We start from the raw sequence: 26,271 nt of genomic DNA, 5'->3' as shown, positions 1-26,271 counted from the left end.
AAGTTTGTTTAATCGGTGAGGCGTTGTGCCTCGATGTGAGAGAGAATAGACCTGTCGGCGGGTGAGGAAAAGCTGAGGGATTTGCTGAAAGAATTCAAAAAAATTGAATATAAAAAAGGCGCGATAAATCGCGCCCTGCCATCAATCACTGTTTGCTAACGTCAGCCCAGCAGCTCTTTTCGAACGATTTCTGCACCCGCGCTTAACGCTTCCAGCTTGCCTCTGGCGACCCGGCGCGGTAGCGGCGTCATGCCACAGTTGGTAGACGGATAGAGTTTGTCAGCATCGACAAACTTAAGCACGTTGCGCAGCGTAGCGGCGACTTCTTCCGGGGTCTCGATGGTATTGGTTGCCACATCGATCGCCCCCACCATCACCTTTTTACCGCGAATCAGTTCAATCAGATCCATTGGAACATGCGAGTTGTGACATTCCAGGGAAATGATATCAATGTTGGATGTTTGCAGTTTAGGGAACACCTCTTCATATTGGCGCCACTCGTTCCCCAGAGTCTTTTTCCAATCGGTATTGGCTTTGATGCCATAGCCGTAGCAAATATGCACAGCCGTCTCACATTTAAGCCCTTCGATGGCTCTTTCTAAAGCGGCAATCCCCCAGTCATTCACCTCATCAAAAAAGACATTAAATGCAGGTTCATCAAACTGGATAATATCAACACCTGCCGCCTCTAACTCTTTGGCTTCCTGGTTAAGAATTTTGGCGAATTCCCAGGCGAGTTTTTCACGGCTTTTATAGTGTCCATCATAAAGTGTATCAATCATCGTCATCGGACCCGGTAAGGCCCATTTGATCGGTTGACTGGTTAGTTGACGTAAAAATTTGGCATCTTCGACAAATACGGGCTTTTGACGCGCAACTTCACCCACAACGGACGGTACACTCGCTTCATAGCGATTACGAATTTTAACGATCTCGCGTTTCTCAAAATCAACGCCGCTGAGATGCTCAATAAAGGTCGTGACAAAATGTTGGCGTGTTTGCTCACCATCACTGACGATATCAATACCGGCTTTTAATTGATCTTCCAGGCACAAACGCAGCGCATCTTGTTTGCCCTCAATTAATTCCGCATCCTGCAATTTCCAGGGTGACCAAAGTGTCTCAGGTTGTGCCAGCCAGGAAGGCTTAGGTAAACTGCCAGCAGTTGAAGTAGGTAATAATTTTTTCATCACAGGTGACCTTGTACTTTCGGTTAATCAAAGAACGGACGCAGCAGACCATTGCTCAAGAACAGTTTGATAAGGTTTGATGAAGTGCTGCTCAGTAAACTTTCCTTGTTCAATAGCCAACTGGCTACGTTCTTCGCGATCATAAACAATTTGAGTTAAGGAATAATCCTGATGCTTCAGACTTGGCTGGTAGCATTTTCCTGCCGCAGAGTTAGCATTGTAAATCTCAGGGCGATAAATCTTCTGGAACGTCTCCATTGTGCTAATGGTGCTGATCAGCTCAAGGTTGGTGTAATCACTGAGTAAATCGCCAGTAAAATAGAAGGCCAAAGGCGCAACACTGTTCGCCGGCATAAAATAGCGTGCCTGTAACCCCATTTTATTGAAATAAAGGTCAGTCAGGGAGAGCTCATCTTGCTGGTATTCGATGCCAAGTACCGGATGCTGATTTCCCGTCTGATGATAGACGTTCTTACTGGAAACACTCAGGCAGATAACCGGTGATTTTTTAAAATTCTCTTGATACGCATCGGAATTCACGAAGGACTTGAATAGGTTCCCATGTAGATCACCAAAGTTATCGGGCGTGCTAAAGCCAGATTGTTTTTTATTATGTTCAGGAAGAACCACACTAAAATCATAGTCCCGTACATAAGAAGAGAAATTATTGCCTAAAATACCGTCAATACGCTCTTGGGTTTTCTTATCAACGATATTTGTTTTTAATATTTCAATCGCCGGAAAGGTAACTTCAGCACCAATGTTCAACTCAGCAGAAATGATTTCCAGTTCAACTGAATAACGATCGTTATTCGGGTTATCCCAGTGCGCCAGCGAATTGAAACGGTTGTCAATCATCACTAAGGCGTTACGCAAGTTCTCCTGACGTTTCTCGCCTCGTGCTAAGTTCGCAAAGTTAGTCGTGATGCGCGTATTTTTGGAGGGGTTATAATTTTCGTCGAAAGAAATACGCTTAATAGAAAATGTAAGATCTTTATTCATCGCAATCCGGCACCCTGATATCTGAGATAAATACTGAAAAGACGTTTGGTTGGTTGAAAGTCACCCAATTTTTTGGGGTTTTCTCATTCAGTATTTTTTATCTGATTTAACATTGATAATGCATATTTTATGCCAGAGCTTTTGGATGGAGAAAAGTGATTTAATTTCAATACAGCATGAGTCATGTTCATGATCAGATGCACGGTCAGGGCTGGCAGGGTTGCAAAATGTCCCACCCTACATAACTTTACTTTTAAATCATACAGTTATGAGGAAGCTGGGTTACTGCGCTCGTATTCTGTGAAGGTGAGTTCAGGGCTGCAACAGCAGCCCTGTGTCAGAAACTGACAAGACGAATAGACTGTATCTCGATTCAAGATGCCGCAGCAACGTTACAAGCATACAGTATCACCTGTAGCTGAGTTTCGTTATTGCTGGTTGATTTGAGTCTATAGCTGGAAAATTTAGCATTGGCAGGGCGCGTATAGTAGGAGGTACTGCCGTCACTTTCTTTCTTAATATTTAAGTATTCCTGGCCCAGAGCACTTATCTCTCCGCTGTCCATATCGCCAAGCCCGTAATTTTGGTCGAAATGAATAACAAAGCTGTCTCCAGAATCCGTCACTTTAATGGTGTAAGGATCATTTTTCTTGCCACTGAGATATTTGTCCTTAAATCCACGACCATACTGCATGGATACCTTACATACCTTTGTCACCGGATCCGTGTGAGAAGGAAAACTCGGTGGGACACCACCATCATCTTGTACCGCTTGCTGAAGATTAGTTGGTGCTGGTGGTGATGCCGGGTTTACCTGACGGACGGAAGGTGCAGCAGATTCAGCGGTTTTTTGTTCCGGAAGCACGCCCAGCACAGCCACTAAGTCATTGATTCGCCCCTTATAAGCCGAATCAAGTTGCGAAACTGTTGTCGCTTTGTTTCTGATACTCTTCAGCCACAACAGCTGTGATTTTTTTATCATCGTCGCTTGATCCGCTTTTTCTGTTAATGCTTTGCGGTACAGCGCATTCAGTTTATCGTCGAGGGAAGATAAAGACGGTGTGGAACAGATAGTCAATTCGGCGTAACTGCTGGCTTTTTTGCAATCAAACGAAGCTGCGTATACCGGCATGTGCCATAAAATACCTACTGCAATAAATATTACGTTTCTCTTTTTCATCATTACCGGCTTCCTGCTGAAACGAATAGATCTATTTCGACCATTTTGACTAAAACTGAGTATCGGCAGAACCTCAGAATTCCTTATAGCATCCGACTTCAGATAAAATTTCTGTTGCCTTGCTAAACCGGTTTAGTTAGTTTTCACAGACTCATTCTATGGAGGAAATTTCATGTCAGCACGAGTCTGGTGTCTGGGAGACGCCGTGGTTGATCTGTTGCCGGAGGCGGATGGACGACTGATGCAATGTCCTGGTAACGCGTCATATGAATGACACCCGGTTACGGCTGATGATTACAGTTCCCCCTACTCATTGGAATGAGTATCCAACTTTCGGGGTTCACTTCAATTATCGTACCGCTACGGTTTCGTTTACTTGATTTCAGTGACGAAGTTTTCGCGGCTGCGACGAACTTTTTGCAGGTTGACCAGCCAGTCACCTTCAGCCGCACGATAGCCCAACGGCAGGATGATCACGCTGCGTAATCCTTTCTCCTTCAGACCGAGGATTTCATCCACGGCCTGCGGGTCGAAACCTTCCATCGGTGTAGCATCAACTTCTTCAAACGCCGCCGCAATCAGGGCGCTACCCAGTGCGATATACGCCTGACGTGCCGCCGCCTGATAATTTGCTTCAGTACCACGTTCACCCACGATACCCAGCAACATCTGACGATAGTTTTCCCAGCCTTCATTACGGAAGCCACGGACTTCATTGGTCAGATCAAACATCATATGGACGCGTTCTGGCGTGATGTCATCCCAGGCAGCAAACACCAACACATGAGAACAATCCGTCACCTGCGCCTGGTCCCAGGCAACCGCACGAATTTTTTCGCGGATTTCAGTATTGGTAACAACCAACAGCTCAAACGGCTGCAAGCCACTGGAGGTGGCGGTTAAGCGTACCGCTTCAATAATGCGTTCCAGCTTATCCTCAGGCACCACTTTGCTGGCATCAAATTTTTTGGTCGCATAGCGCCAGGCAAGTTTTTCATTAACGATCGACACAATATTTTCCTTTAGATGTGGAAGAAAGCAGATAACAGCAGCCACGCTCCGGCAGCACTCACCTGCAAAACGCGTTGATGTTAACAGTACGCCTTCATTTCATCTGAAGCAGAACGAGCTATGCACAGCGAAGAAGAGCGAGAATATTGACGCGCAACCTGTCACTTGCCAGGGCACAAATGCCAGCGTTTACCGTCGCTGCGCAGTTGCGTCACGCTCAAGGGATGAATATCGATGGCGTTAAACGCGTGCGGTGGCGCGCCCAGGACAGTGACCACCATCGCGCGGATCACGGCTGAAGAGACGATGACGCAGTGCAGTCCCCGTAGCGCGACGCACTGCGTCAACCATCCCTCACAGCGGACCATCAACTGCTGGAGAGATTCCCCATCAGGTGGTGCCTCGCCTTTGAGCCAGCGCATAAAAACGTCTGGCTCCTGTGTCATCACGTCCCTGATGGCTAAACCCGACCAGCGACCATAACCAGGTTCCACCAGCGCGGTCACCTGCTCTCCGCTTAGCCCCAAAGCCTGGGCCGTCTGGATGCTCGCCACACTCGCCGCAATCCAGATTTGACTGTAAGGCCCGAACCGTTGTGGTAAAGCCTGTTCGCACAAAGGGTCATCAGCGGGAAACCGTGATTGCCGGTTTGCCAGGGTTTCCCCCTGGCAAATCAGTTGCAGGGTGATTGCCATCGGGATCAGTGCACATCCGCCCACTGGCGCAGGGCGGGTTTTTGCACAATCTTCTCGGCGAAAGCCCCAAACAGCACTCCCATCACGCACCACATCGTCAGTTGGGTACCGAAGGCACTCAGGCGAAAGCGCCACAACACATCCGCCGAAAAGCTGGCCGGGATCTCATTGATCGCGGGCATCAGCATACAGGCGGCAATCATCATCACGCAGCCTGACATCGCGCCCCACAGCGCGGCATTCCATGCCCCCAGCCGACGTTTCATCTGATGCGCACTCCACGCCGCCGCCACGATGATCACAGCGGAGATCAGCAGCATGGCAAAGTAGAGGCTGGTCCGGTAACCAATGGTGGACGGATCCCCCACCGCCGGAGGGTTCGGTGGATATTTCAGGCCCGGCATCAGGCTCATCACCAGAAACCCGGCCATCGCCAGACTCAGTGCCAGGGCGCGAGGATGCGCCGGGCCAGTGCGTTGCCAGCAAAAAGACCAGATCAGCGCCAGCGCGCCCCCCATTGCAGCGCTGAACAGGATCATCCCGCTCAACAATCCGGCACCGGACTGGGTCTGGCGACTGAAGACTTCCCCATCAGCCTCATCATGGTGATGACCCTTCTCAGCGCTGGCAGGCAGATGCGGATGAGAAAGTTGTTCTTCGATAGAAATTGCCCGATCGACCTGCGGCTCGCCAAAAATATGTGCAAAACCAAAGGTGATGATGCCCGCCAGAATCCCGGCCATCATGCCCTGCAACAGGAGTTTTCCGGTCATAGACTTATCCTCAGTGGCAGGGGAAACCCAGCAAATGGCGGGCATCATGAAAATACTCATGGACCTGGTTACCAGAAAAGACGGCGGTAGCCCCCTGTTCGGCACCAACAAAATAGACAGCCAGCAACACCATCAAGGTGATGAATGCCGCCCAGGGCAGCAAAGATACCAGCGGGATGGGTGTGTTCTGGATCTGGCTCGATGTCGCGACGTGACTCATACAAATTCCTCTTAAATTATGAAAGTTCAGCGGTACGGGCGGCCGGGCTAACCGCCACCGGCACCCGCAATGTTGGGTGTTGATGGCTGTGCGCGGGCGGGCAACTGGCGTTACTCAGTACTACCGGCATGCCGTGCGGCGTATGCAAATACGCCTGACGCCATTCCGTAGCACGTTGTGCAATGTCTGCTTCTTCGGTCATTGCGAGCGACAAAATCAACTTCTCAGCCGCAGACACCCACTGGCGGTAATAAGCATCGTTGATGCTTTCATCCGCCCGTGCCGGTGCGGCTTTGATTTCTCGGCTGAAGACCTCCACCCATGTATTCCAGCTGAACTTTCCCGCCTGATGCAGGTGAACAATCAGCGAGAACACCTGTGCCTGCCACGGATGTTCAAAAGGCGCGCTGTCGGCATCTTGACCGGGGATAACGATCGAGACATCTTTGCTCATAAGGCCTCCAGATAGTCGTCCCACAAATCAATACGTACCGTATCTTTCGGTGGCGCATCAGCTCCCCACAGTTCGGTGGCGGCAAACCTGACGCTGTAAACATGTTGCGGATGTTCACCCAGCCCATGCGCTACCGTGTCTGGTGTGACAAACACGCCGTGATCAATCTCAATGGTGCCGATTTTCCCGCGTGCATAACGTGGCAGTCGGGTATGACCGACAGGGTTAAGGTTCTTCGCTCTGACCTGATCACCAACACGAAATCTGGCGCTCACCTCTGCATTCACCCGAGCTGAAGCGCCGGTATTGACCACGGCCTGCACCATATCTGAACGCAGCACCGGTGTTTCCGCGCTGGCGGGCACGGCTGCGACTTTGCCAGCAAGTTCCTCGCGGGTAATCACCCCTTTCTCCAGTAACAGAGTCTCAAAGGCATGCATCCAGTGTTCGTAGTAGCTTTCTTCCAGGTAATGCGCCGGGTTCATGCGCTCAATCGCATGTCTGAACATGTCGACGTTGAAGTAACCGCCAACAAACAACGAAGCAAATAGCGAGAAAGCCCGGCGCTCCCATTCGTGGTGGAAAGGCGGTTCGTCAGGTTCGGTAATGACAGCACCCATACCGTGCATGCCGCCCAGATCGTGTATCCCGTTCATCGGTATCTCCCGTTAATTGCTGCCAGGTTGTAATGCCACGCCGGTGCCAATCATCGCGTCTCGCGTCACCAGATCGGCCAGTTGATCTTCGCTCCAGCCCTCGGTCCCGGCTGGCCTTTCCGGCAGCACCAGATAACGCAGTTCAGCACTGCTGTCCCACACGCGGATTTCGCGATCTGCACCAATTGTCACCCCGAACTCAGCCAGTACACTGCGCGGGTCGATAACAATGCGTGCGCGGTAAGGCGCGGATTTGTACCATGCCGGAGGCAAACCCAGTGTCGGCCACGGATAGCAGGAACATAGCGTGCAGACCGTCACGTTGTGGACCTCCGGGGTATTCTCAACCACCATCATGTCTTCGCCCTGCACACCAGAAAATCCCAGCTCAGCAATGGCCTGAGTCCCGTCAGCCAACAGACGTGCTTTGTAATCAGGATCACTCCAGGCTTTTGCCACCACCCTGGCACCATTGCGTGGACCGATGCGGTGTTCATAGGTGTCAATCAGCGCATCCATTGCCGCCGGGTCCACCAACCCTTTCTCAACCAGCAGCGACTCCAGCGCTTTCACCCGTAAAGCGATCTCCGCCGGGGGTTCGGTATGTTCATGATCATGGTCGTGTGCCATCGTGTTTCTCCGTAATGACAGTGGGTTAATTGCTTACAGCTGTTTCCAGTCACCGCTGGCTTCAAATGCAGCAGCGGCCTGATAAATCGTGCTTTCCGCGTAGTGGCGACCTACCAACATCATGCCAACCGGCAGTCCGTCCACTAATCCACAGGGAACCGACATCGCCGGATGGCCGGTGACATCCAGCGCAGCGGTATTACCAATCATCTCGAAGGCGCGAGAGATGTATTCAGTGATGGAGCAATCAGGTTCGGGCAGGGGTTGTGCGGTGATCGGTACCGTCGGCATCACCAGCAGATCAAAATCACCCAGGGCACGGTCATAATCAGCACGCGCACGCCGGGCGATGTTCTGTGCTTTGGCATAAAACCGACCGTGGTAACGCGACAGTCCGTACTGGCCTATCAGCATGCAAATTTTGAGTGAAGGAGAGAGCGAGTCAGCGTGGTCGCGCCAGGCGGCATGTTTGTCGAGCAGAGCAACGTCATACTGCCCTTCCCAGTTAAAACCCATGCCATTGCCGTGCATCATCTGCATAGTCAGCCCTTCACAGCCAATTGGTGACCATAAGGCGGCGGCAAGCCGATGACCCGGCACCGAGATTTCGCCAACCACGGCACCCAGGTTTTCCAGTTTGGCCACGGCATTGCGCACCTTAAGGGCCACATCAGGCTGTAGATTGGGCAACTGGAATCCTTCGGTGAGGATGCCAATTTTCAACCCTTTGACCCCCTTGCCGAGTGCCGCGCTATAGTTGCCACCGCGTGACATATATTGTCGGGGATCGAGGCCATCCCGACCGGCCATCACTTCCAACATCAGAGCGTTATCCGCCACTGTCGCGGTGATAGGGCCAGCATGATCAATGGTGGCTTCAATCGGCATGATGCCGGTATAAGGCACCAGCCCGTGGGTGGGTTTCATGCCATAGGTGCCGCAAAATGCGGAAGGAATGCGGATCGATCCCCCCTGATCGCAACCAATTGCCATATCCACCTCGCCAGCCGCCACCAGCGCTGCACTGCCTGACGAGGAGCCGCCCGCGCTGTAGCCCTGTCGCCAGGGATTCTGCACCGGAGCAGGATCGGAGGTATGGCTGCCACCCGACAGACAAAAATGTTCACAGGTGGCTTTGCCGAGGATGGTGGCGCCGGCATCCAGCAGACGGGTCACCACGGTGGCATCAAACTGAGGGATATGCCCTTCCAGCGACGTCGCACCGTTCATCATCGGTACTCCGGCGAGGGCAATGTTGTCCTTGAGGGCCACGGTTTTGCCGACCAGTCGCCCTTCAGTTGCCCCTTTGACTTCACTTTTGTAATACCAGGCATTCAGTGCATTTTCCTCTCCGGCCGGACGGTAGCCCTGCTGCCGCGGATAATTAACGGGCGGCATCTCATCTGACAGCTCATCGATAAGGTCATAGGCATCCAGATTGGGTTGCATAAGCGCCAGATATTCAGCCGCCTCTTCATCACTGAGTTGCAGATGGAGCTGGCTGGCAAGGTGATGCAGCTGCGCTGCATCCGGACGTTCAATAGCCATCATTTTTTCCCTGATTTAAATCATTAACGGTGTTAACCCTGACCCGAACATAACGCGGTTGTTGTTTGTTCACATGGTTGAGACGGACAAACTCCTGGTCAGGAAGGACAACCTCAGAACACACGGGCGTAACGCAGATTCAGGCGGAAATCCTCTGCCGCGCCATTTTCGACGCGCAGATCCCTGCCCAACTGGATCTGGAACTGATCGCGTGGCGTGACGAACTTAGTGGCCGTCAGTCGGACGTTGGTGGTCTGGCTCTGGTTGTCCTGCTCTACGCCGTCGATACGGGTTTCACCGCCCCAGGTCTGCCCGAAACCAAGGCCCAGCGAGAACGTCGGATCAGGGATATAGCGCCCCATAATCTGCGCAGCCCATGAGTTGTCCTGCTTCAGACGGGATGACGCCGCGCCGTAATCGTTGTTGTCGCCATACCAGATGGCGTCCCCGACCATATCCAGCGCCCATTTTTCGCTGAAGAACTTCACCCAGGCGGCCTGTAAATCCACCTTCCAACGGTTCTCACCCAGATTTAGCGCGTTGTCATGGTCATAGTTCCCGGTTGGAACGTAGAGATAGGGGGCAAAACCGAAGATGTCTCCCCCGCTGTTCAGCCGAATTTTGAGCGGAACCGTCAGGATCAGGTCACCGGTGCCATTGGCTGAACCCAGTGAAGCGGCATCCCCGCTGCCAAAAACCCGACCGAACGGCAGCAGAAACTGTGGATCAAGCGTTGCCGTCTCGGTGATTTGCACGGTATGCAATAACCTCAACATGCCGATATCGGACGTGACATTGTAATCAGAACTGACTTTGTCACCGTGAGAGCGGGCCGAGCCGGTGGTGGCGTGTTGGTAATACAGCAGACCAACCGTGGTACCGTCGGGGAACTGGCTGTAATCGCCTGGCGCGACTTCAACAGCAAACGCCGATGTCGCAGACAACAGCATACCCAGCAGGCAAAAGCGTAAACCTGACATAATCATTCCTCGGAAAATGGCGCACAAAGGGGGTCAGCGCACGGCATCACGCAGCATCCCGGTACAGGGATGGCAGTTGATGTACTCAAACGTCTGAAAGCGCGCATCTGAAACCGATACTTCGTGATAGAGCCGGAGTTTTTGCAGTCCGGTCACTACGCGAAAGAAGGTGGTGAAGATGCGCAGATGGGTGGGATGAGATTCCGCCCAGCGCTCAAGTCGATCCAGTGAGCGCCAGAAACCAATATCGTAGGCAACATCCAGCAAGTTACCGTCGATGTCTACGTTGCGCACAAAACGATTGCTATAGCAGCCGAGCGCCTGCCCTTCATCACGCAGAAAATCCATCCCAGCCTGAAGAGGTGGCAACATTTCGGTGAAATACAGCGCTCGCTCCTGTTCATCTGCCTCCATCCAGTCCTGGCCTGAGCGGATAAGGGTGATGTTGTCATGACCCTGTACCACCACCCTCCCCCCCACCGCCGGGTTGCCGGAAAGAATGCGGAGTTCGCCATCCGGTTGCAGCCAGTCCGTCTGGGACGCCGGAATGCGGTCGCGTACGGAACCCCAATAACCATGTTCCTGGATTTCGCCACTGAGGTTATCCATCACTGCACCAACACCGGGTAGATCCTCTTTAAACGCGTAAAGCGTCTCGAATTGCTCCGCGCGCGGGGCAATAATCTCGCGAAAATATCCCAGGCCTTCGTGCAGACGATCATCCGATGACCACCAATCGGCTACCTCTGGCTGATGCAGCCAGCGGCAATATGCCGCCGGATCGCGCCAGTAACCGACAACAATAAAGTTTCCAAACCCCTGGTTATCGGTGTGAAAGGTCACGTCATGATTAGCGGGGCCGTTGTGCAGGCTGAAACTACGCACCATCTGCTGCATGGCATTGATTGCTGCTGCACGTTGTTCTTCACGAAACTGCACGCCCAGATAGGCCATAACCACCTGAGTCAGGCTGGCGTCGGCTCGTCCGGCGAACATCGGGAAAGGCGGTTGATAATCGTCGTGCACCCGACGGGAAAGCGTGCGGGGACATTTAAGATGCGTGTCGATGGCAGATTCCATAATGACTCCCTGGTGAGGCGTTATTGTTGTTAAGAAAAATCATCATCGATATTAAGGAGAAATCGGCGGCTCACCTGGTTGTGGTGGACAACATCCTGGCTGTTCTGGACAGGGGGTAAAACCCTCGCTGGTGGGATGGAAATGGTGCAGCATTGCCCTAATCTGGCGCGTCCTCCATTTTTAACTGGCAGTAACCTACTGATTTAAAAGATACCGCGTAGCTATGGCGCAATTATTGCTTTCAGTCAGAAATGATGAGTTATGACAATTAATTGCCACGATGAGGTGTGATTGTGAACAGTACATTTGCTCCCGATAATGTCCGCTATTCCACCGCACAGGTTGCAGGACCACAGCGCTTTGAGTACTGGAATGATGTGATTCTGCGCCACTGCATCCCCTCTGATGGTAAACCCCTCTCGGGAACCTTTGATGGTGAGCTGGGCGTGCGTGAGGTTGGACTGGTTGATATTTGCACCCTCAGTGCCAGCCTGCATTACTGGGAACGCAAGGCAAAACATCTGCGCACCGGGCCAGAGGATGACTTATGGCTGGGCTGTTTTCAGGACGGCTACGGTCAACTGGAACAGGGGGGAAGAAAGGCTAACCTCAGCTCAACTAACCTGGTGCTTTACGATGCTGCACAGACGTTTCGTTTCAGCATTGGCGGCCAAAACAACCACCTGATTCGCATCCCCAGACATTTACTGTGCGGCAAACTACCCGGAGCAGACGCGATGACAGCCACTGTGCTGGATGAGGCACGTCCCGGCATCATTCCGTTACGTGAGATGATCTACCAGGCAGTGCGATCTCCAGAACTTCTCAGCGACCCTCATCTGGCCGGGCGTTTTTCACAAACGCTGCTTGACCTGCTGGTACTCAGCCTGGAACTACAGACGCCGGAAAAAGAGTATGTTGAACGTGATTTGTACGCGAAAATCAGAAATTACATCCGCCGACACCTTACCGATCCAACTCTGAATCTTGAAACCATTGCCCTCGCCCACCATGTCTCGGTTCGCACTGTGACTCGCGCCTTTGCCCGGCATCAGAAAACACCAGCGGCGATAATCTGGCAGGAACGTCTGGAAGCCAGCCGTGAGGCGCTGGTACAGGGGCGGGTAACCAGCGTGTCTCAGGCGGCGATGGATTACGGTTTCTCTGACTTCTCTCACTTCAGTCATGCTTTTCGCAAAGCCTTCGGCGTTACCCCGCATTCAGTGATGAAACAGCATCGTCAGGATATTCAGGGTTAAAATCCACCGTATAAGTTCCCTTTCAATAACTTGTCATATATAACTCTTCTCGCAACAGGAACGGCATCGTGCGCGTATCCTGCTGATACATAAAAACCATAAGGGAAGGTCATGGACAGAAACACGGTAGTCACGTTATTGAAGTATAAGAAGTGGGCTGATGCGGCCACCCTGAAGTCGATAATCGCTCTCGACGCTTCTGCTGACAGCCAGAAGCGCCATCTGATGCTAAGGTTGATGAACCACATCTACGTGGTCGATATGATTTTTCGCGCCAATATCACCGGACAGTCACATGGATATACCGCGCTGAATACGCCTGAGACACCATCATGTGACGAACTGGCAGCCAATATGAACGCCTGTACTGACTGGTATATTGAACATATCAGTGCGATGAACGACGCAGATTTTGCCGAGACCATTAACTTCAGATTTGTTGACGGCGGTGACGGCGAAATGAAGGCCATCGATATGATTAACCACGTCCTTTTCCACGGTACCTATCACCGTGGAGCAGTGGGCTGGCTGATATCAGAATGCGGTGGCGTTCCTCCGAAGGATGTCATGACGGTATTTCTACGGGATCATAACCACTGATCACTGAAGGGAGAGTCAAAACAATGCAGAGCCTTGAAATTGTTCCCCGACTGCTCCCTGAAGTGCGTTCCGGGAAGAAGCGCCACACCATCCGCTGGCAGGAACGTGAAATCACGTCTGGCCCGATGTTATATGTGAATGCCGAGGATGTTTCTGACATGATCATTGTCTGGGTGACGCATGTGGAGACCATGCCACTCTTCTCCGTGGCACAGCATCTTGGCAAAACCCAGGCGTGGCCAGACGATGTGTTACTGGCTGGTATGCGTGAGCACTATCCGGGGATTGAGATGGACTCCATAGTGTCGGTCATCCATCATCTTCCCCCCGTATCAGACTGAACGAGTCATCAGCTCAACAACCTCGAATTCCTGGAAGACCAGTTCCATCGTGGCTGAGAATGTCCCTTCGCGTTCGAAGAAACGTTGATGTTCTGTTTGCCAGTATGCAAGACTCAGGTCTCCCTCGCCCTCTTTTGCTGCCAGTTCTGCGCTGACATCTTCAAAACGGAGCAGATGGACGGCGGTAATGCGTATGACACAAACGGCATGCCCCTGACTATCTTCCACCAGGGCATAGGCACCGATTACCGGAAAGCATTCATCTTCTGCACATCCAGCCACTGACCCACAGGTGGCGGTTTTTTTTCCACTCGCCACTAATGCCGCCAGCTCATCCATCATCTCCGGAGAATCGCCAAACGACCACGCTGTGACTGCCGGATACTTTGCTTTGACTTGTTCAGACGCCATCATAATTTCGTCCATTCTTCCCTGGTAATACGAAACATCAGACTGGAGGCGAAACCTTCTGGATCCATCACTTTCTCCAGAAATGTCATGCCGACCTTTTCCAGCACCCGACGTGACGCCAGATGATTCTCGCGAACCACACCCACAATATCCGGTAGCCCGACTTCCTCAAACCCATACTGAATGGCGCGCAGGGAAAGCTCCGTTGCATAGCCTTTCCCCCAGGCTTCCGGCTCAAATCGATACCCCAGATTGTTGGTATTACTTCCATTAAATTGACTGGCAAACACAACACCAAATCCAATGACTCTGTCAGGATTCGAAATACGGAACAAATCGCCTACATCGTCAGGAGTCGACCTTCTGTATAACAACCTTTCTGATTCCCATTGCATCCTTGTTATCCCTGTACATTTTAAATGTTGTCCACAATCACGGTGCATATCTGACGCAAAACCCTGTGGATAAAACTGACCGGCTCGCTTGTCATGACGCTCAGAGATATGACGGTTACTTACTGACCACCAGGTTAAGCACCAGAACGCATCACCAGACAGGTCGCAGATGTTTCCCTTAATACCGGGTCCAAACATCGCGAACAGCCGTAAGTGTGTGAACCATTATCCTCAGGTAAACGCAATGCATGACAGCAGGGCGGCGTGGTAATTGCTTTGAGCGACAGGATGCTACAGCGAGTTGAGGTAGCATATCTGAATTGCAGTGATGAAAAGAGAAAAATAGATTCTAACATCATCAGTTGATTTGATATGCCCTCAAAATCTGATGGGTGGTAACGCGCAAAATTGGCACGGCGGATTCAGTCTTAAAACATCCACGGACATCCCGTGTCGGGTGTTTCCTTCACGTTTCATTGAACTAATGCAGGGAATTTCAATTTGAAATTTTCTGACATAATCGATATTAAACAATAAGTTATGCTTAATTTTTTGTAGGGTAATTTCACCCTGTTAAAGGACACATCAATACGTTTGCCGAGAAGGAATAAGAACATAGGAGATACTGCCAGGATTGGACAGCGTCAACGCAGTGACTCTGGTCATTCCATTTCATCCAGATGAGAAAGGGTAGCGTAAATTGCCAATATTGGCTCTTTTCCCGGATTTGACAACGTTTGATGAATGTACGTACTGAGGACATGGTAGACACCTTTCAATATTGTGTACCCATCCAAATCGACCTGGTTTTCAGATCGATGTTCCACATAACGTAGCTGTATCACCATACTTCCAGCCTTTCATGCGGCCGCTCAAGCTTGCCCTTCTGCCACAGTTGATCCGGCGCGTCGTGATCGAAGCGGCCCATGACAGCTGCCGGGGCAGTAACGGGAGACAGCGGATAATGGCGGCTGACTATGTCGTCAGGTGTTATGCCTCAGTTTTATGTATCAACCATGCTCCAGGTACGTACGATGAAGAGGGGAGGGGGAAAGAATTATCCGTCTGTATAAAGCAGATTATTCAATCAGTTAATGAGTCATGGCAAATGAATGTAAATTTAATGACGCTGCTACGTCATTTCTGAGAATGTTTCAGGGTCTTTCTTGCCGAATTTTCACGTAACGACGTCATTTTAAAGAACCAAAAACCTTACGATTTTGTTCTTCTCTCATCCTGTCGCTACTGAAATTCGTGTTTCGAGGTTTTCGCAGTCAGCTCCAGCATAATTTTCCTGTTTGCTTAAAAGCGACTTAGTATGTACATGATGGCTGCGCTTTCCAGGACAACAAAGAGGTGAAAGGGAGTGAGCAGGGGTGGTGACAGAATGTTACTCATTGAGATACGGCGATTTATGTCACTGACCGGATACCAAAGCCAGATCATCATTGGTTACCCCAACTCTCAAGCATTTTTTTACCGATTAAATGGGAATTTCAAATTGAAATTTTATAAATTTAATGAATAAAATCATATAGTTAATCATAAAATGATGTTGGGTATGATTGTTATAAGTTGTTTATTGATGAGTCGAGTGTGTTACGCGGTATCAGTAATCCTGCTATAGCCTTTGGCACTACCGGGAATCCACCTCCTCTGTCTTGCTGAAATCCATTCCCACTTATTCACGTTATTCACAGGGTAGATCCAATAATCTGATCTTAATACGATCTTATATCGATCCTATAAAAGCCAAAACGATCCCCGGATCGCTACAGGCCTTGGTATCTCTGGGTTACGTTAAGGTCTGGGTTATCAGTCATATGCAAAAGGTTTCCGTCTGTATGCAAAAGGTTTCTGGTCATATGCAAAGGGTTATCTGTCAGGTGCACTTTGATTTCCGCTTATATGCTGGTAAGGTTATCGGTCATATGCGGTGGCAAATTTAACTGTTGATAAATGGATCCTGTTTATGGCTAAGAAAGTCAATGACTTAGATAGCATGACCGAGGAAGTTAATAAGAAAACGGGCGAAGTTGTCCACTTAAATCCTTCGGCAACTGCAACGGTGCAGCCTGTAGCTCTGATGCGGCTAGGGCTTTTCGTGCCAAATACGGATCACGCGAAGGCTAAGAGCTCCGTCAATACGGTTAAGTCCACCGTGGATGCTACCGAGGATCTTTACCATCTGGAAGTCGTAAAGCGGGAAGGGTATAAAGATATATCTATCCGCTCTGAACGCCTTGATATGGCGACAGATTTCCGTGTCTGGCTGGGGATCATTCGTTCGATCTACGATAACGGTACCTTTGCCGGTAAGTTAAAACTCCCTTTCACCAAGTTTTTACAGAACTGTGGGTTCGACTCAAAACGTTCAAACAAAGACATGAAGAAGCGTATCGATGACTCATTGATGCGCCTGCGTGGTGTGACAATTCAGTTCCGTAATGACACAGGTTCTCTGACTACCGGCCTGGTCAATAGCGCGCATTACAACATGGCGAAGAACGAAGTCGAAATTGAGGGAGATCATCGGCTGGCTGACCTCTATCAGATGGATTACAAGGTTTATCTGCGTCTCAAAGCTATCGATCATTTGCCCCGTAAAGAGTCTGCACAGGCCCTCTACACGTTTATTGAAAGCCTCCCCAGAAATCCGGCCCCGGTCTCAATGAAACGCCTGAGAGAGCGTCTGAGGCTGAAATCGCGCATTGCTTACCAAAATCACATTGTGCGTAAGGCGCTGGAGGAGCTCAAAGAGATCAATTATCTCGAATACACCGAAACCAAGCGGGGCAGGTCGGTCTATTTCAACATTACCAAGCGAAATCCAAATCTTATCCCGGATAAATCGTTGAAACTCGACAGGAGCACGGAGGATGAACCTCAGGTTGTTGATGAGGCGATGATCGCCAAAATCAGTAAGCTGAAAGATTCCGGCTTTAGCGAGGAAGAGATAGCCAAGATCCTGATCAGTCTCGATTCCCGGTGAGAGGCATCTCAGTGATAACTTTGCCAGCATACCACGGCTAACCTTTCTAATTTCATCAGCTCATTCAGCCAGTTATGGATGAGCTGATTGCTTTTCTCTGGTGCGAACCATCGCTTTCACAGTGCGGTTATCTGCAAACATAACTGCAAAACAGCATACAACCGATAACCTTTCCGTTTATTCAAACCTGATAAGCATACGACAGATAACTTTTAAAACCCCATATGCTCCATCAATACAATATCTGCGTACGACAGCCAACCTTCCAGTTATGAAACCCTGAAAGATAAACCTAATCTTCTGATGTTTAATGGGAAAACGAGCATCACACGTTGCCACAATGCATCAACAAATGCGGTATCTTCAGCATACGGCAGATAACCTTTTAGCATACGACTGAAAACCTTTTATGCATCATATGGCAAAAAACAGGAAGTTAACGCATTTGCGTCATTCCGGGTAACTGGCATATGACGGGAAACTTTTTGCATACGACAGATAACCTTTTGACCCGGCAAATACCCTGTCTGCGTACATTGTGTTTGAACTTCAAACGGCCAGAGGATCCTCGACGTGTTTAGAGCATATGACGGGAAACCTTTTGCATATAACAGCCAACCTTTGTTGATCAGAAAAGGGCCGTAAACGATCTTCACACGACCGCCAATACTGCTGATTTCTGGCATATGACAGATAACTTTTTGCATACGACTGGAAACCTTAAAAGATAGAAAGTGAGTGAGTTGACTGATAAATAAGAAGAAGTCATTTTGCATATGACTGATAACCTTGCGCTCCATCCTGGTGAGTGATCTACGTCACATTTTTCCAGATCGCTGAATTATCAAAGGGTAGAAGCGTATGAATGCCAATTTTCAGCATACGACTGGAAACCTTTGAGCAAACTCTGCGGTGTAGCTTTAAAAGATCGCAGCCCGGATCCGATATGTGATCCTGTCACGTTGAACGTTTTGGCATATGACCGATAACCTTTTTGGGGGATACCCAGAAGATCCGTCCGTGGAGTATTAATGTATCCATATGAATTTTATATATTTACAATAAAATTCAGCTCATATTTTGTTCATTTTAACCCGTCTGACCGTGTTTCACTGAACCCCTACGGAGCATATAACTGGAAACCAATGCGCAAATATTCATCAGCAATGTGACAGGATCACAAATTGATTCTTGTGACACGGCATTGTTGAGAGCAGAACTTTCTATTTAACGCACACGTCTTGTTCAGGAGATGTACTGGCATTGTCGGCGCGTACAACTTTTTTCTGAAAAACGAAAAATGTTGCACGTAGCAAAATGCCATGTACACTTAGGAAAAATTTTGCCAATGGAGTAATGGTATGAAAAGTAACTATGGTGGCGTGGACGAAACTGCCCGCAGGGCGAACGCTATGCTGCGCAGTATGAGTGACGACATCATCGATAAACGTCATGAATTTGGACTTGACCGTTACTATCAAACCTTTACCCGAAATTCAGTTGCAAACATGCCGAAACTCAGCCGTCGTGCCGTTGAGCAGGCCATTGATGAAATGGAAGCCGCCGGTCATGAGTTTGGTAAGAAAGATGCCGGTAATGCCCGCCATTACGCGCTGACCGTGCAGGATGTGGTGGATATTTATGCCCACCGTAAGGTGCCTAAGTATCGCGATATTCACGCCGGTAAAGGCCCGTTCGTTATCTTTGTGGTGAACCTGAAGGGTGGGGTATCTAAAACCGTCAGCACCGTAACGCTGGCGCACGGGCTTCGCGTGCATCCGGATCTGTTGCAGTATGATCTGCGTAACCTTGTCATCGATCTCGACCCGCAGGCTTCCAGCACCATGTTCCTGAACCATACCAACAGTATCGGTTCCATCATGGAAACAGCGGCACAGGCTATGCTGAATGACCTGGATGCCGAGCAGCTGCACAAGGACATCATCCAGCCAACCATCATTCCTGGTGTGGATATCATCCCAGCCTCCATCGATGATGGCTTTGTCGCCAGCCAGTGGAATGAGTTAGTGCACGAACATTTGCCTGGCCTGTTGCCCTCTGAGGTGCTGCGTCGCAATATTATCGACCGTGTCGGGAACGATTACGATTTCATCTTCGTGGATACCGGGCCGCATCTGGATGCCTTTATGCTCAACGCGATTGCGGCAAGTGATTTGCTGCTTACCCCGACGCCACCGGCCCAGGTCGATTTTCACTCGACACTGAAATACCTGACTCGTCTGCCAGAAATGCTGGAGCAACTGGAAGAGGAGGGGATTAACCCGCGCATTAAGGGCAATATCGGATTCATGTCAAAAATGACCACCAAACGTGATCATGAGATGACACATGGTCTGGCCCGCGACGTATTTACATCCTACATACTGGACGCTACTTTGCCGCGTCTTGACGGATTCGAGCGTTGTGGGGAAACCTTCGACACGATAGTAAGTGCTGACCCACAATCTTATCCTGGCAGTGCTGAAGCGCTGAAAAATGCTAAGCGCGAGGCCGAGCGATTTACCCAGGCGGTTTTCAAAAGGATCGAATTTGTGAGGGGTATCAAATGACCAAAGTCATGAAGAAAATGGGCCGCACATTAGGGAACTCTAATTTCTCTAAAATGCTGAGTGAAAGCGAAGGCGCCCGAGTATTCGTTCTCAAGTCTGGAAAAGAAGCCCGTTTTGTCCTCACGAAAGTACTGCACGACGACATTGAAGCGCAGACCTATATCGATTCTTCCGTTAATGGACGTGATCAGTCGTTGCTGACACCTGAATCCGTGGCGGATATCTCCCGTACCATTACGTTGCAACAGTTCTTCCCGGCGATTGGCAGAGAAGTGGATGATCGTATCGAAATTCTCGACGGATCGCGTCGCCGTGCTGCCTGTCTGTACAACGGGACGCCATTCGAGGTTCTGGTGACCAAAGATGAGCTGGATCTGGCCGATGCGCGCCAGCTGGCAGTGGACATTCAGACCGCCAAAGAACATACCCTGCGTGAACTGGGTAAACGTCTTGAACTGATGTATCCCGGTGATATGAGCCAGGCAGAGATTGCGAAATCAGAAGGGATTTCTGCGGCAAAAATCACCCGTGCATTCCAGGCGGCATCCGTCCCGGAAGAGATGATCGCCGTTTTCCCGTCAGGCAGCGATCTCGCGATTGCCGATTACCAGTTTTTGCTCGATGTGGCGGAAAAGGCCAAAAGCAAAAAGCTGGCTATCAGCGACATTGTGGCTGGGGTGCGCGAGCGTATTGAGAAACAGGGCGAAACGGAATTTGATGATCCGGTCACCAAAGCGAAAATCATTGGCTATTTCCGGGCCGAAAGCAGCCGTCTGAAAACCCCCAAAGCGACCAAAAAAGCGGCGGCGGAAAATCTGGTGGTGTTTAAAGACAAGAAACAGTTTGCCCGTAAAAAGGTCGATACGGAAAAACGTCTGGTGACGTATGAATTCTCGCGTATTTCTACGGAATTTCAGGCCGAGCTTGATGCGGCGATTCGGGCGGTGGCTGAAAAAATGGTCGCAGATAAAAAATCTTAACGAGCACATTTCCCGTAGCGTCGCGATTTATCGCACGGTTTAAACCTGCGCGATAAATCGCGACGCTACGGATTTTTCAACCTGCTGATTTTTTGTTTTCAATTGTAGATTGATCGATCTACAATTGTCGCAACATCCACCCAGAATGATGCAATCATGAAATCAGGCCCAGGCAGACCCAGAGAATTTGATCCGCAGGTTTTCCTCAATTCAGCGCTCGAATGCTTCTGGCAAAAAGGTTACCGATCGACATCAATGGCCGATTTAATGCAGGCATCCGGGTTAGCGAGCGCCAGCATTTACAAACTCTATCCCGATAAGCGTTCAATCTTTCTCGCTGCTCTCCAGCAATACATGGATGCCGGACTGGTTCGCGGTCAACAACGTGACGAGGAACTGGCACCAGAAACTGCATTGCGGGAAACGCTGGAATTTGTCGCGCTGTTTTCTTCCGGGCCACAAGGCGAGAAGGGGTGTTTCACCATCGCTGCGGCCTGCGAGTTGCTGCCGGGTGATGATGAAGTCAGAAGCCGGGTTGAATACAAATTTCGCGGGATAGTGGCGCGCCTGAACAGCATCCTGCGCAAAGGTCAGGAAACGGGGGTATTCCGTTCTGACGAACCGGCAGAAGTGATGGCGGAATGCATTTTTATGCTGCTGGAGGGCATGCGCGTCTACGGCAAAATCAAACCGGAGATAAGCGTGCTGAAAAAAAGTAATGAATTCATTATCCAGTCCGTTCTGGCCGGTGCAGGGCAGAGGTGAGCATGCTGATGCCCGGTGCGCTGGTTCGTCGCCAGAGAAGAAGAAAAGTGATGGTGGTCCTGCAAACTGAGGGCGATAGCATCACCTGTGGCTGGACAGACAATGGCCGGTTTTATAAGCGACGTTTTCCGGCCGACCAGTTGCGCTTGTGTATGCCCTGGTCGGATATGTGGCCCATGACCTGAAGATCAGATCTTCACAGGATCACGCTGCCAAAATGCAGCGGATTACGCATGACATGAGCAATAGTTTGCAGGTTCTCTGCGCACATCTCGCGTGACCAGGAACCCCCGAGGCAGATACGCAACGCGTCCGGGGGATTATTATCGGTACAGAAAGCCGCGCTTGAAACCGCGCTGACCCCCAGTTCACGCAACCGTACCGCCATTTCAGCCGGATTCCAGTCAAAATGACGTGGCAACAGTAACCAAAGGTGGAAACCCTGCGGCGTGGCGCGGAAAGTAAACTCCTTCAGGATCTCCGATGCCATTTTCTGGCGAATCACCGATTCCGCGCGTACCGATTGCAGCACCCGGTCAGCGGTGCCGTCGTTGATCCACTGCGAAGCCAGTGCGTTGGTGATCGGACTGGCCATCACATTCAGGGCGCGTAATGCCCCCGCCAGCAGCTGCGTCTGGTGTTTGCCCGGACCTTTAATAAAGGCGGTGCGCAGCCCCGGACCAAAGCATTTTGACATGCCGGTAATGTACCAGGTGAGTTCAGGGATCAGTTCACTGAACGACGCAATATGTTGGGTCGCCAGCGCCGCATAGGCTTCATCTTCAATCACCGGAATGCTGTAGCGTGCCGCCACATCAGCCAGCGCTTCGCGTCGCCTTAACGGCAGGGTCAGGGTGGTGGGATTCTGGATCGTGGGATTGATATACAGGGCGCTGATGTTACCGGTCTGGCACTGGTATTCAAACACCCGCGGCAGCGGGCCATCTTCATCACAGGGCAGGGATTGCAACGTAATATTCAGTTGGCTGGCGATGGCTTTCAGGCCGGGATAAATCAAATCACTCACGCACACGCTGCCTCCCTTGCGGCACAGCAGCGTCAATAATCCCACCAGCGCGCTGTGAATACCCGGTGCTATCAGGATTTCATCCATATTCACCGAGGGTAGCTGCTTCTCCAGCCAGACTTTCGCCATCGCTTTATCATCCGCCTGGCCGCCGAAGTCCTGATAACGCAACAAGCCAAGAATATTTTTTTGGCTAAAGAGATTGATTGCTCCCTGACTGATGGCCTGCGCCAGCTCTTCTCCCGGCTCAATCGGTGAATTCATGGTCATTTCATAGCTGCTGCCGCCACTCAACGGTACCGCAGGCACCTTACCGCGAATATAACTGCCGAGCCCCCGGCGCGAGTCGATCAAGCCGCGCCGGGTGGCCTCGGCATAACCACGCGTGACGGTGGTGTAATTCAGGGCGAGCTGGATCGCCAGTTCGCGCAGCGGCGGCAGGCGGTCGCGCGGTTGAAACTCGCCGCTGTTGATGCCATCAGCAATGATGTCAGCAATCAACAGATAAGCCGGACGTGCGCTGTTCTGACTTTGGTGGTGATGCCAGCGGCTGACGAGTTTGGTAAGCATGGATTCGATTCCGACAAATGGAGAAGAGAGCATCACTATTGCCTGGTGGAGGTTATTCTGCAATCACCTTTATCATTGATTGCATCAATGATTGCATGATGATTTTTATTGTGTGCATTTTTGGTGCGAATTGGCATCAATCTGGTGCAAAATTCCGCGTAACGCTGCTGTGCACCTGCGCTAATCCCGTGCCATTCACAGGGTTTAAAAATTTTTTAGCTCACAAGTTGAGCAGTTGATGGGATCTTGATTGCATCCCTGCATTTGGCGGCTGGCACGACCCTTGCTCCATTCTCCCTGCATCACCTGCGGATGTGCCATAACGGGGAGCGAGGCTCCCCCCTGATAAAGACTGGGAGAAAAGTGCTATGCCAAAAGTTACGATGCCTGCCCACCAGACCGGTGATTTCTTTGTTGACTACGAAGAGAAGGTTTTTGAGGACGTAAAAGCGGAACCGGGCCAGAAAGCGTTGGTGACCTTTCATACGGTCGCGTTTGAAGGTTCCATTGGCTTCGTCAATATGTTGCAGGCAACTCGTCTGCAACGCAAAGGCTTCGAAACCTCCATTCTGCTGTATGGACCGGGTGTGCTGCTCGGCGTACAGCGCGGCTTTCCTACCCTCGGCGCGGAAGCTTTTCCGGGGCACCAAAACTACGCCAACCAGCTGAATAAATTTATGTCGGAAGGTGGCAAGGTTTACGCCTGCCGCTTCGCGCTCCAGGCGCTCTACGGTCACGGCGAACCGTCGCTGCTGGAAGGCGTGCGTCCGATCAATCCGCTTGATGTGCTGGATCTGAAGCTGCTGCATGTCCGTGACAACGCGGTGATTATCGACACCTGGACCATGTAAGCGGAGGCGCGCTATGGCTGGATCACGCATTATCCGTGCCGCCGCAGCCCAGATTGCGCCAGATCTCCATGAGGCCAGCAAAACGCTGGCCCGGGTACTGGAGGCAATCGATAAAGCGGCAGAGCAGGGCGCAGAGATCATCGTTTTCCCTGAGACTTTTGTGCCTTATTACCCCTACTTCTCGTTCATCACACCCGCAATGACTGCCGGTGCCGCCCATCTGAAACTTTACGACCAGGCGGTGGTGGTCCCCGGTCCGATTACCCACGCGGTGGGGGAGCGCGCCCGGCTGCGCAAAATGGTGGTGGTGTTGGGCGTCAATGAACGCGATCACGGCACGCTTTACAACACTCAACTGGTGTTTGATGCCAGCGGCGAGCTGGTACTTAAGCGCCGCAAAATTACCCCGACCTACCATGAACGGATGATCTGGGGGCAGGGTGATGGTGCCGGGCTGAAAGTGGTCGACACCGCTGTCGGGCGCGTGGGGGCGCTGGCCTGCTGGGAGCATTACAATCCGCTGGCTCGCTACAGCCTGATGACGCAGCACGAAGAGATCCATTGCAGCCAGTTCCCCGGTTCACTGGTGGGGCCGATTTTTGCCGAGCAGATGGACGTCACCATCCGTCATCACGCGCTGGAGTCCGGCTGCTTTGTGATCAATGCCACCGGCTGGCTGACTGAGGAACAAATCAATGAACTCACCGCTGATCCGGCGTTGCAGAAGGGGCTACGGGGTGGTTGCAATACCGCCATCATTTCCCCGGAAGGGCGTCATCTGGTGCCACCGCTGACGGAAGGTGAAGGCATTCTGATTGCCGACCTGGATATGGCGTTAATCACCAAACGCAAACGCATGATGGATTCCGTCGGGCATTACGCGCGCCCGGAATTATTGAGCCTGCGTCTGGACGCGACCCCTGCCCGCTACGTGGTGGCGCGTGATGATGAATCCGAAACCGGAGGAGAGCGCGATGCAGAACGTTCCGTCTACTCGCCAGCAGCTGATCACTGAGTTACTGACCCAGGGGGTCAACGTCATCAACCCGCAGCAGGAGCATGTCAGTCGTCATGGTGGTGCCGGGCCGTCCGACCACCAGGCGATGAACATTGATGGCGTGACGGTGATGGTGCCGATCTACACCCATTCCGCCCGCCAGTCGCCGTGGCAGGTGAAGCATGAGACGTCCGGGGCCACCCGGCTCTACAACAACACCATTCCGGTGCGGGAAATCAGCATCGCCCATAAGCCCAGATTTTATGAACGGCAGACGGCGGAGGGGATTCCCTATTCACAGATCGCCACGTTACACGGCACCGATGTGCTGGCGACCACCGTGTTGCAAACCTGCATCCGCTATGAAAATCGCGCGAAGGCTTGCCAGTTCTGCGCCATCGGCCAATCGCTGGCGGCGGGCAGCACCATTGCGCGTAAAACACCGGAACAACTGGCCGAGGTGGCGAAAGCGGCGGTTGAGCTGGATGGCGTCAAGCATATGGTGATGACCACCGGCACGCCATCCGGTAGCGATCGCGGTGCACGCATTCTGGTGGAAAGTGCGCTGGCGATTAAAGCCGCCGTGGATTTGCCTTTGCAGGGGCAGTGTGAACCCCCTGGCGATGCGAAGTGGTTTCAGCGCATGAAAGATGCCGGGATTGATGCGCTCGGCATGCATCTGGAGGCGGTAACCCCGGCAGTGCGCGCCCGCATTATGCCGGGCAAGGCGCAGGTCAGCGTTGATCAATATCTTGAGGCGTTTGCCGAGGCGGTGGCGGTGTTTGGTCGCGGTCAGGTCAGCACCTATATCCTCGCGGGACTGGGCGATACCCCCCAGGCGATTCTGTCGCTGTCGGAAACCCTGATCGCGCTTGGTGTTTATCCGTTCGTCGTGCCGTTTGTGCCGATCAGCGGCACGCCCCTGGAACACCATCCGGCACCCGACAGCCAGTTTATGTCATCCATTTTGCAACCGTTGGGGCAGATGCTGAGTCAGGCCCGTTTGCGATCCAGTGATATCAAGGCGGGTTGTGGTCGTTGCGGTGCCTGCTCGTCACTTTCCAGCTTCGAGCAGGCGATGGCGTAAGGAGTGA

The 26,271-nt window shown here is 51.5% G+C and carries 28 protein-coding genes; 11 read left to right on the top strand and 17 right to left on the bottom strand.

The window, feature by feature from the left end:
• Window positions 1-161: 161 nt before the first annotated feature.
• The 13 genes from L579_RS21865 to L579_RS21805 form a co-directional block, all read right to left on the bottom strand.
• Complete coding sequence (locus tag L579_RS21865) at window positions 162-1,190, bottom strand: methionine synthase (RefSeq protein ID WP_021186324.1); 1,029 nt, start codon at window positions 1,188-1,190, stop codon at window positions 162-164.
• A gap of 27 nt (window positions 1,191-1,217) precedes the next feature.
• A complete protein-coding gene (locus L579_RS21860; RefSeq protein WP_036627993.1) occupies window positions 1,218-2,192 on the bottom strand; it encodes a DUF1852 domain-containing protein in 975 nt (324 codons plus the stop codon).
• Between the two features lie 373 nt (window positions 2,193-2,565).
• Window positions 2,566-3,375, bottom strand: a complete 810-nt coding sequence (locus L579_RS23045; protein ID WP_021186322.1) for a lysozyme inhibitor LprI family protein — start codon at window positions 3,373-3,375, stop codon at window positions 2,566-2,568.
• Window positions 3,376-3,744: 369 nt separating this feature from the next.
• Window positions 3,745-4,383 carry an NAD(P)H-dependent oxidoreductase gene (locus tag L579_RS21850; protein WP_021186321.1) on the bottom strand — a complete coding sequence of 213 codons (639 nt, stop codon included), beginning with the start codon at window positions 4,381-4,383 and terminating at the stop codon, window positions 3,745-3,747.
• Between the two features lie 161 nt (window positions 4,384-4,544).
• Window positions 4,545-5,078, bottom strand: coding sequence for a histidine phosphatase family protein (locus L579_RS21845; RefSeq protein WP_021186320.1), 534 nt, complete (start codon window positions 5,076-5,078; stop codon window positions 4,545-4,547).
• Between the two features lie 5 nt (window positions 5,079-5,083).
• The gene (locus tag L579_RS21840; RefSeq protein WP_021186319.1) at window positions 5,084-5,851 is read right to left on the bottom strand and encodes a CbtA family protein; all 768 of its coding nucleotides are present in this window, start codon (window positions 5,849-5,851) and stop codon (window positions 5,084-5,086) included.
• A gap of 10 nt (window positions 5,852-5,861) precedes the next feature.
• A complete protein-coding gene (locus tag L579_RS21835; protein ID WP_021186318.1) occupies window positions 5,862-6,071 on the bottom strand; it encodes a CbtB domain-containing protein in 210 nt (69 codons plus the stop codon).
• Between the two features lie 16 nt (window positions 6,072-6,087).
• Window positions 6,088-6,525 carry a nitrile hydratase accessory protein gene (locus tag L579_RS21830; protein ID WP_021186317.1) on the bottom strand — a complete coding sequence of 146 codons (438 nt, stop codon included), beginning with the start codon at window positions 6,523-6,525 and terminating at the stop codon, window positions 6,088-6,090.
• A complete protein-coding gene (gene nthB, locus L579_RS21825; protein ID WP_021186316.1) occupies window positions 6,522-7,181 on the bottom strand; it encodes a nitrile hydratase subunit beta in 660 nt (219 codons plus the stop codon). Before nthB ends, L579_RS21830 begins: the two co-directional genes overlap by 4 nt.
• A gap of 12 nt (window positions 7,182-7,193) precedes the next feature.
• Complete coding sequence (gene nthA, locus L579_RS21820; protein WP_021186315.1) at window positions 7,194-7,811, bottom strand: nitrile hydratase subunit alpha; 618 nt, start codon at window positions 7,809-7,811, stop codon at window positions 7,194-7,196.
• 33 nt (window positions 7,812-7,844) lie between these two features.
• Complete coding sequence (locus L579_RS21815) at window positions 7,845-9,359, bottom strand: amidase (RefSeq protein ID WP_021186314.1); 1,515 nt, start codon at window positions 9,357-9,359, stop codon at window positions 7,845-7,847.
• A 113-nt stretch (window positions 9,360-9,472) separates the two neighbouring features.
• The gene (locus L579_RS21810) at window positions 9,473-10,339 is read right to left on the bottom strand and encodes a transporter (protein ID WP_021186312.1); all 867 of its coding nucleotides are present in this window, start codon (window positions 10,337-10,339) and stop codon (window positions 9,473-9,475) included.
• A 33-nt stretch (window positions 10,340-10,372) separates the two neighbouring features.
• Entirely contained in the window at window positions 10,373-11,419 is a 1,047-nt protein-coding gene (locus L579_RS21805; RefSeq protein WP_021186311.1) for an aliphatic aldoxime dehydratase, read from the bottom strand.
• 293 nt (window positions 11,420-11,712) lie between these two features.
• Between L579_RS21805 and L579_RS21800 the strand changes: the two genes are divergently transcribed.
• From L579_RS21800 to L579_RS21790, 3 genes are all read left to right on the top strand, one after another.
• Window positions 11,713-12,678 carry a helix-turn-helix domain-containing protein gene (locus L579_RS21800; protein ID WP_021186310.1) on the top strand — a complete coding sequence of 322 codons (966 nt, stop codon included), beginning with the start codon at window positions 11,713-11,715 and terminating at the stop codon, window positions 12,676-12,678.
• A gap of 111 nt (window positions 12,679-12,789) precedes the next feature.
• On the top strand, window positions 12,790-13,278 hold the full coding sequence (locus L579_RS21795; RefSeq protein ID WP_021186309.1) for a DinB family protein: 489 nt from the start codon (window positions 12,790-12,792) through the stop codon (window positions 13,276-13,278).
• A 23-nt stretch (window positions 13,279-13,301) separates the two neighbouring features.
• Complete coding sequence (locus L579_RS21790; protein ID WP_021186308.1) at window positions 13,302-13,619, top strand: ASCH domain-containing protein; 318 nt, start codon at window positions 13,302-13,304, stop codon at window positions 13,617-13,619.
• Here L579_RS21790 and L579_RS21785 read toward each other — a convergent pair.
• Window positions 13,611-14,033 carry an ASCH domain-containing protein gene (locus L579_RS21785; RefSeq protein ID WP_036628014.1) on the bottom strand — a complete coding sequence of 141 codons (423 nt, stop codon included), beginning with the start codon at window positions 14,031-14,033 and terminating at the stop codon, window positions 13,611-13,613. The genes L579_RS21790 and L579_RS21785 overlap by 9 nt on opposite strands.
• Window positions 14,030-14,425: a GNAT family N-acetyltransferase gene (locus tag L579_RS21780; protein ID WP_036627989.1), complete on the bottom strand. Its 396-nt coding sequence runs from the start codon at window positions 14,423-14,425 to the stop codon at window positions 14,030-14,032. Before L579_RS21780 ends, L579_RS21785 begins: the two co-directional genes overlap by 4 nt.
• 1,972 nt (window positions 14,426-16,397) lie before the next feature.
• On the opposite strand from L579_RS21780, the gene L579_RS21770 reads away from it, so the two are divergent.
• Window positions 16,398-17,417, top strand: coding sequence for a RepB family plasmid replication initiator protein (locus L579_RS21770; RefSeq protein ID WP_021186305.1), 1,020 nt, complete (start codon window positions 16,398-16,400; stop codon window positions 17,415-17,417).
• Between the two features lie 407 nt (window positions 17,418-17,824).
• Here the strand turns inward: L579_RS21770 and L579_RS21765 are convergent, their stop codons facing one another.
• Entirely contained in the window at window positions 17,825-18,193 is a 369-nt protein-coding gene (locus L579_RS21765) for a hypothetical protein (protein WP_152521921.1), read from the bottom strand.
• 585 nt (window positions 18,194-18,778) lie between these two features.
• Between L579_RS21765 and L579_RS21760 the strand changes: the two genes are divergently transcribed.
• From L579_RS21760 to L579_RS23475, 4 genes are all read left to right on the top strand, one after another.
• Window positions 18,779-19,987: an AAA family ATPase gene (locus L579_RS21760; protein ID WP_036627981.1), complete on the top strand. Its 1,209-nt coding sequence runs from the start codon at window positions 18,779-18,781 to the stop codon at window positions 19,985-19,987.
• Window positions 19,984-20,967, top strand: a complete 984-nt coding sequence (locus tag L579_RS21755) for a ParB/RepB/Spo0J family partition protein (RefSeq protein ID WP_021186302.1) — start codon at window positions 19,984-19,986, stop codon at window positions 20,965-20,967. The genes L579_RS21760 and L579_RS21755 overlap by 4 nt, the downstream gene beginning before the upstream one ends.
• A gap of 156 nt (window positions 20,968-21,123) precedes the next feature.
• Entirely contained in the window at window positions 21,124-21,732 is a 609-nt protein-coding gene (locus L579_RS21750) for a TetR/AcrR family transcriptional regulator (protein WP_036627978.1), read from the top strand.
• Window positions 21,733-21,734: 2 nt separating this feature from the next.
• Window positions 21,735-21,917: a hypothetical protein gene (locus L579_RS23475; RefSeq protein WP_021186300.1), complete on the top strand. Its 183-nt coding sequence runs from the start codon at window positions 21,735-21,737 to the stop codon at window positions 21,915-21,917.
• A gap of 11 nt (window positions 21,918-21,928) precedes the next feature.
• On the opposite strand, the gene L579_RS21745 is transcribed toward L579_RS23475, so the two are convergent.
• A complete protein-coding gene (locus L579_RS21745) occupies window positions 21,929-23,329 on the bottom strand; it encodes an aminotransferase-like domain-containing protein (RefSeq protein ID WP_036628001.1) in 1,401 nt (466 codons plus the stop codon).
• Between the two features lie 368 nt (window positions 23,330-23,697).
• Between L579_RS21745 and L579_RS21740 the strand changes: the two genes are divergently transcribed.
• From L579_RS21740 to L579_RS21730, 3 genes are read left to right on the top strand one after another with little or no spacing between them, the layout of a single operon-like run.
• Window positions 23,698-24,180 carry an MSMEG_0572/Sll0783 family nitrogen starvation response protein gene (locus L579_RS21740; RefSeq protein WP_021186297.1) on the top strand — a complete coding sequence of 161 codons (483 nt, stop codon included), beginning with the start codon at window positions 23,698-23,700 and terminating at the stop codon, window positions 24,178-24,180.
• A gap of 13 nt (window positions 24,181-24,193) precedes the next feature.
• On the top strand, window positions 24,194-25,195 hold the full coding sequence (locus tag L579_RS21735; RefSeq protein ID WP_021186296.1) for a Nit6803 family nitrilase: 1,002 nt from the start codon (window positions 24,194-24,196) through the stop codon (window positions 25,193-25,195).
• Entirely contained in the window at window positions 25,155-26,264 is a 1,110-nt protein-coding gene (locus tag L579_RS21730; protein ID WP_021186295.1) for an MSMEG_0568 family radical SAM protein, read from the top strand. The genes L579_RS21735 and L579_RS21730 overlap by 41 nt, the downstream gene beginning before the upstream one ends.
• Window positions 26,265-26,271: the final 7 nt, after the last annotated feature.

Origin of the sequence: Pantoea sp. AS-PWVM4, assembly GCF_000468095.1 — a bacterium.
GTDB lineage: Bacteria > Pseudomonadota > Gammaproteobacteria > Enterobacterales > Enterobacteriaceae > Pantoea > Pantoea phytobeneficialis.
The sequence above is the reverse complement of the archived record's forward strand: the minus strand, read 5'-3'. Positions and strand labels throughout refer to the sequence as shown.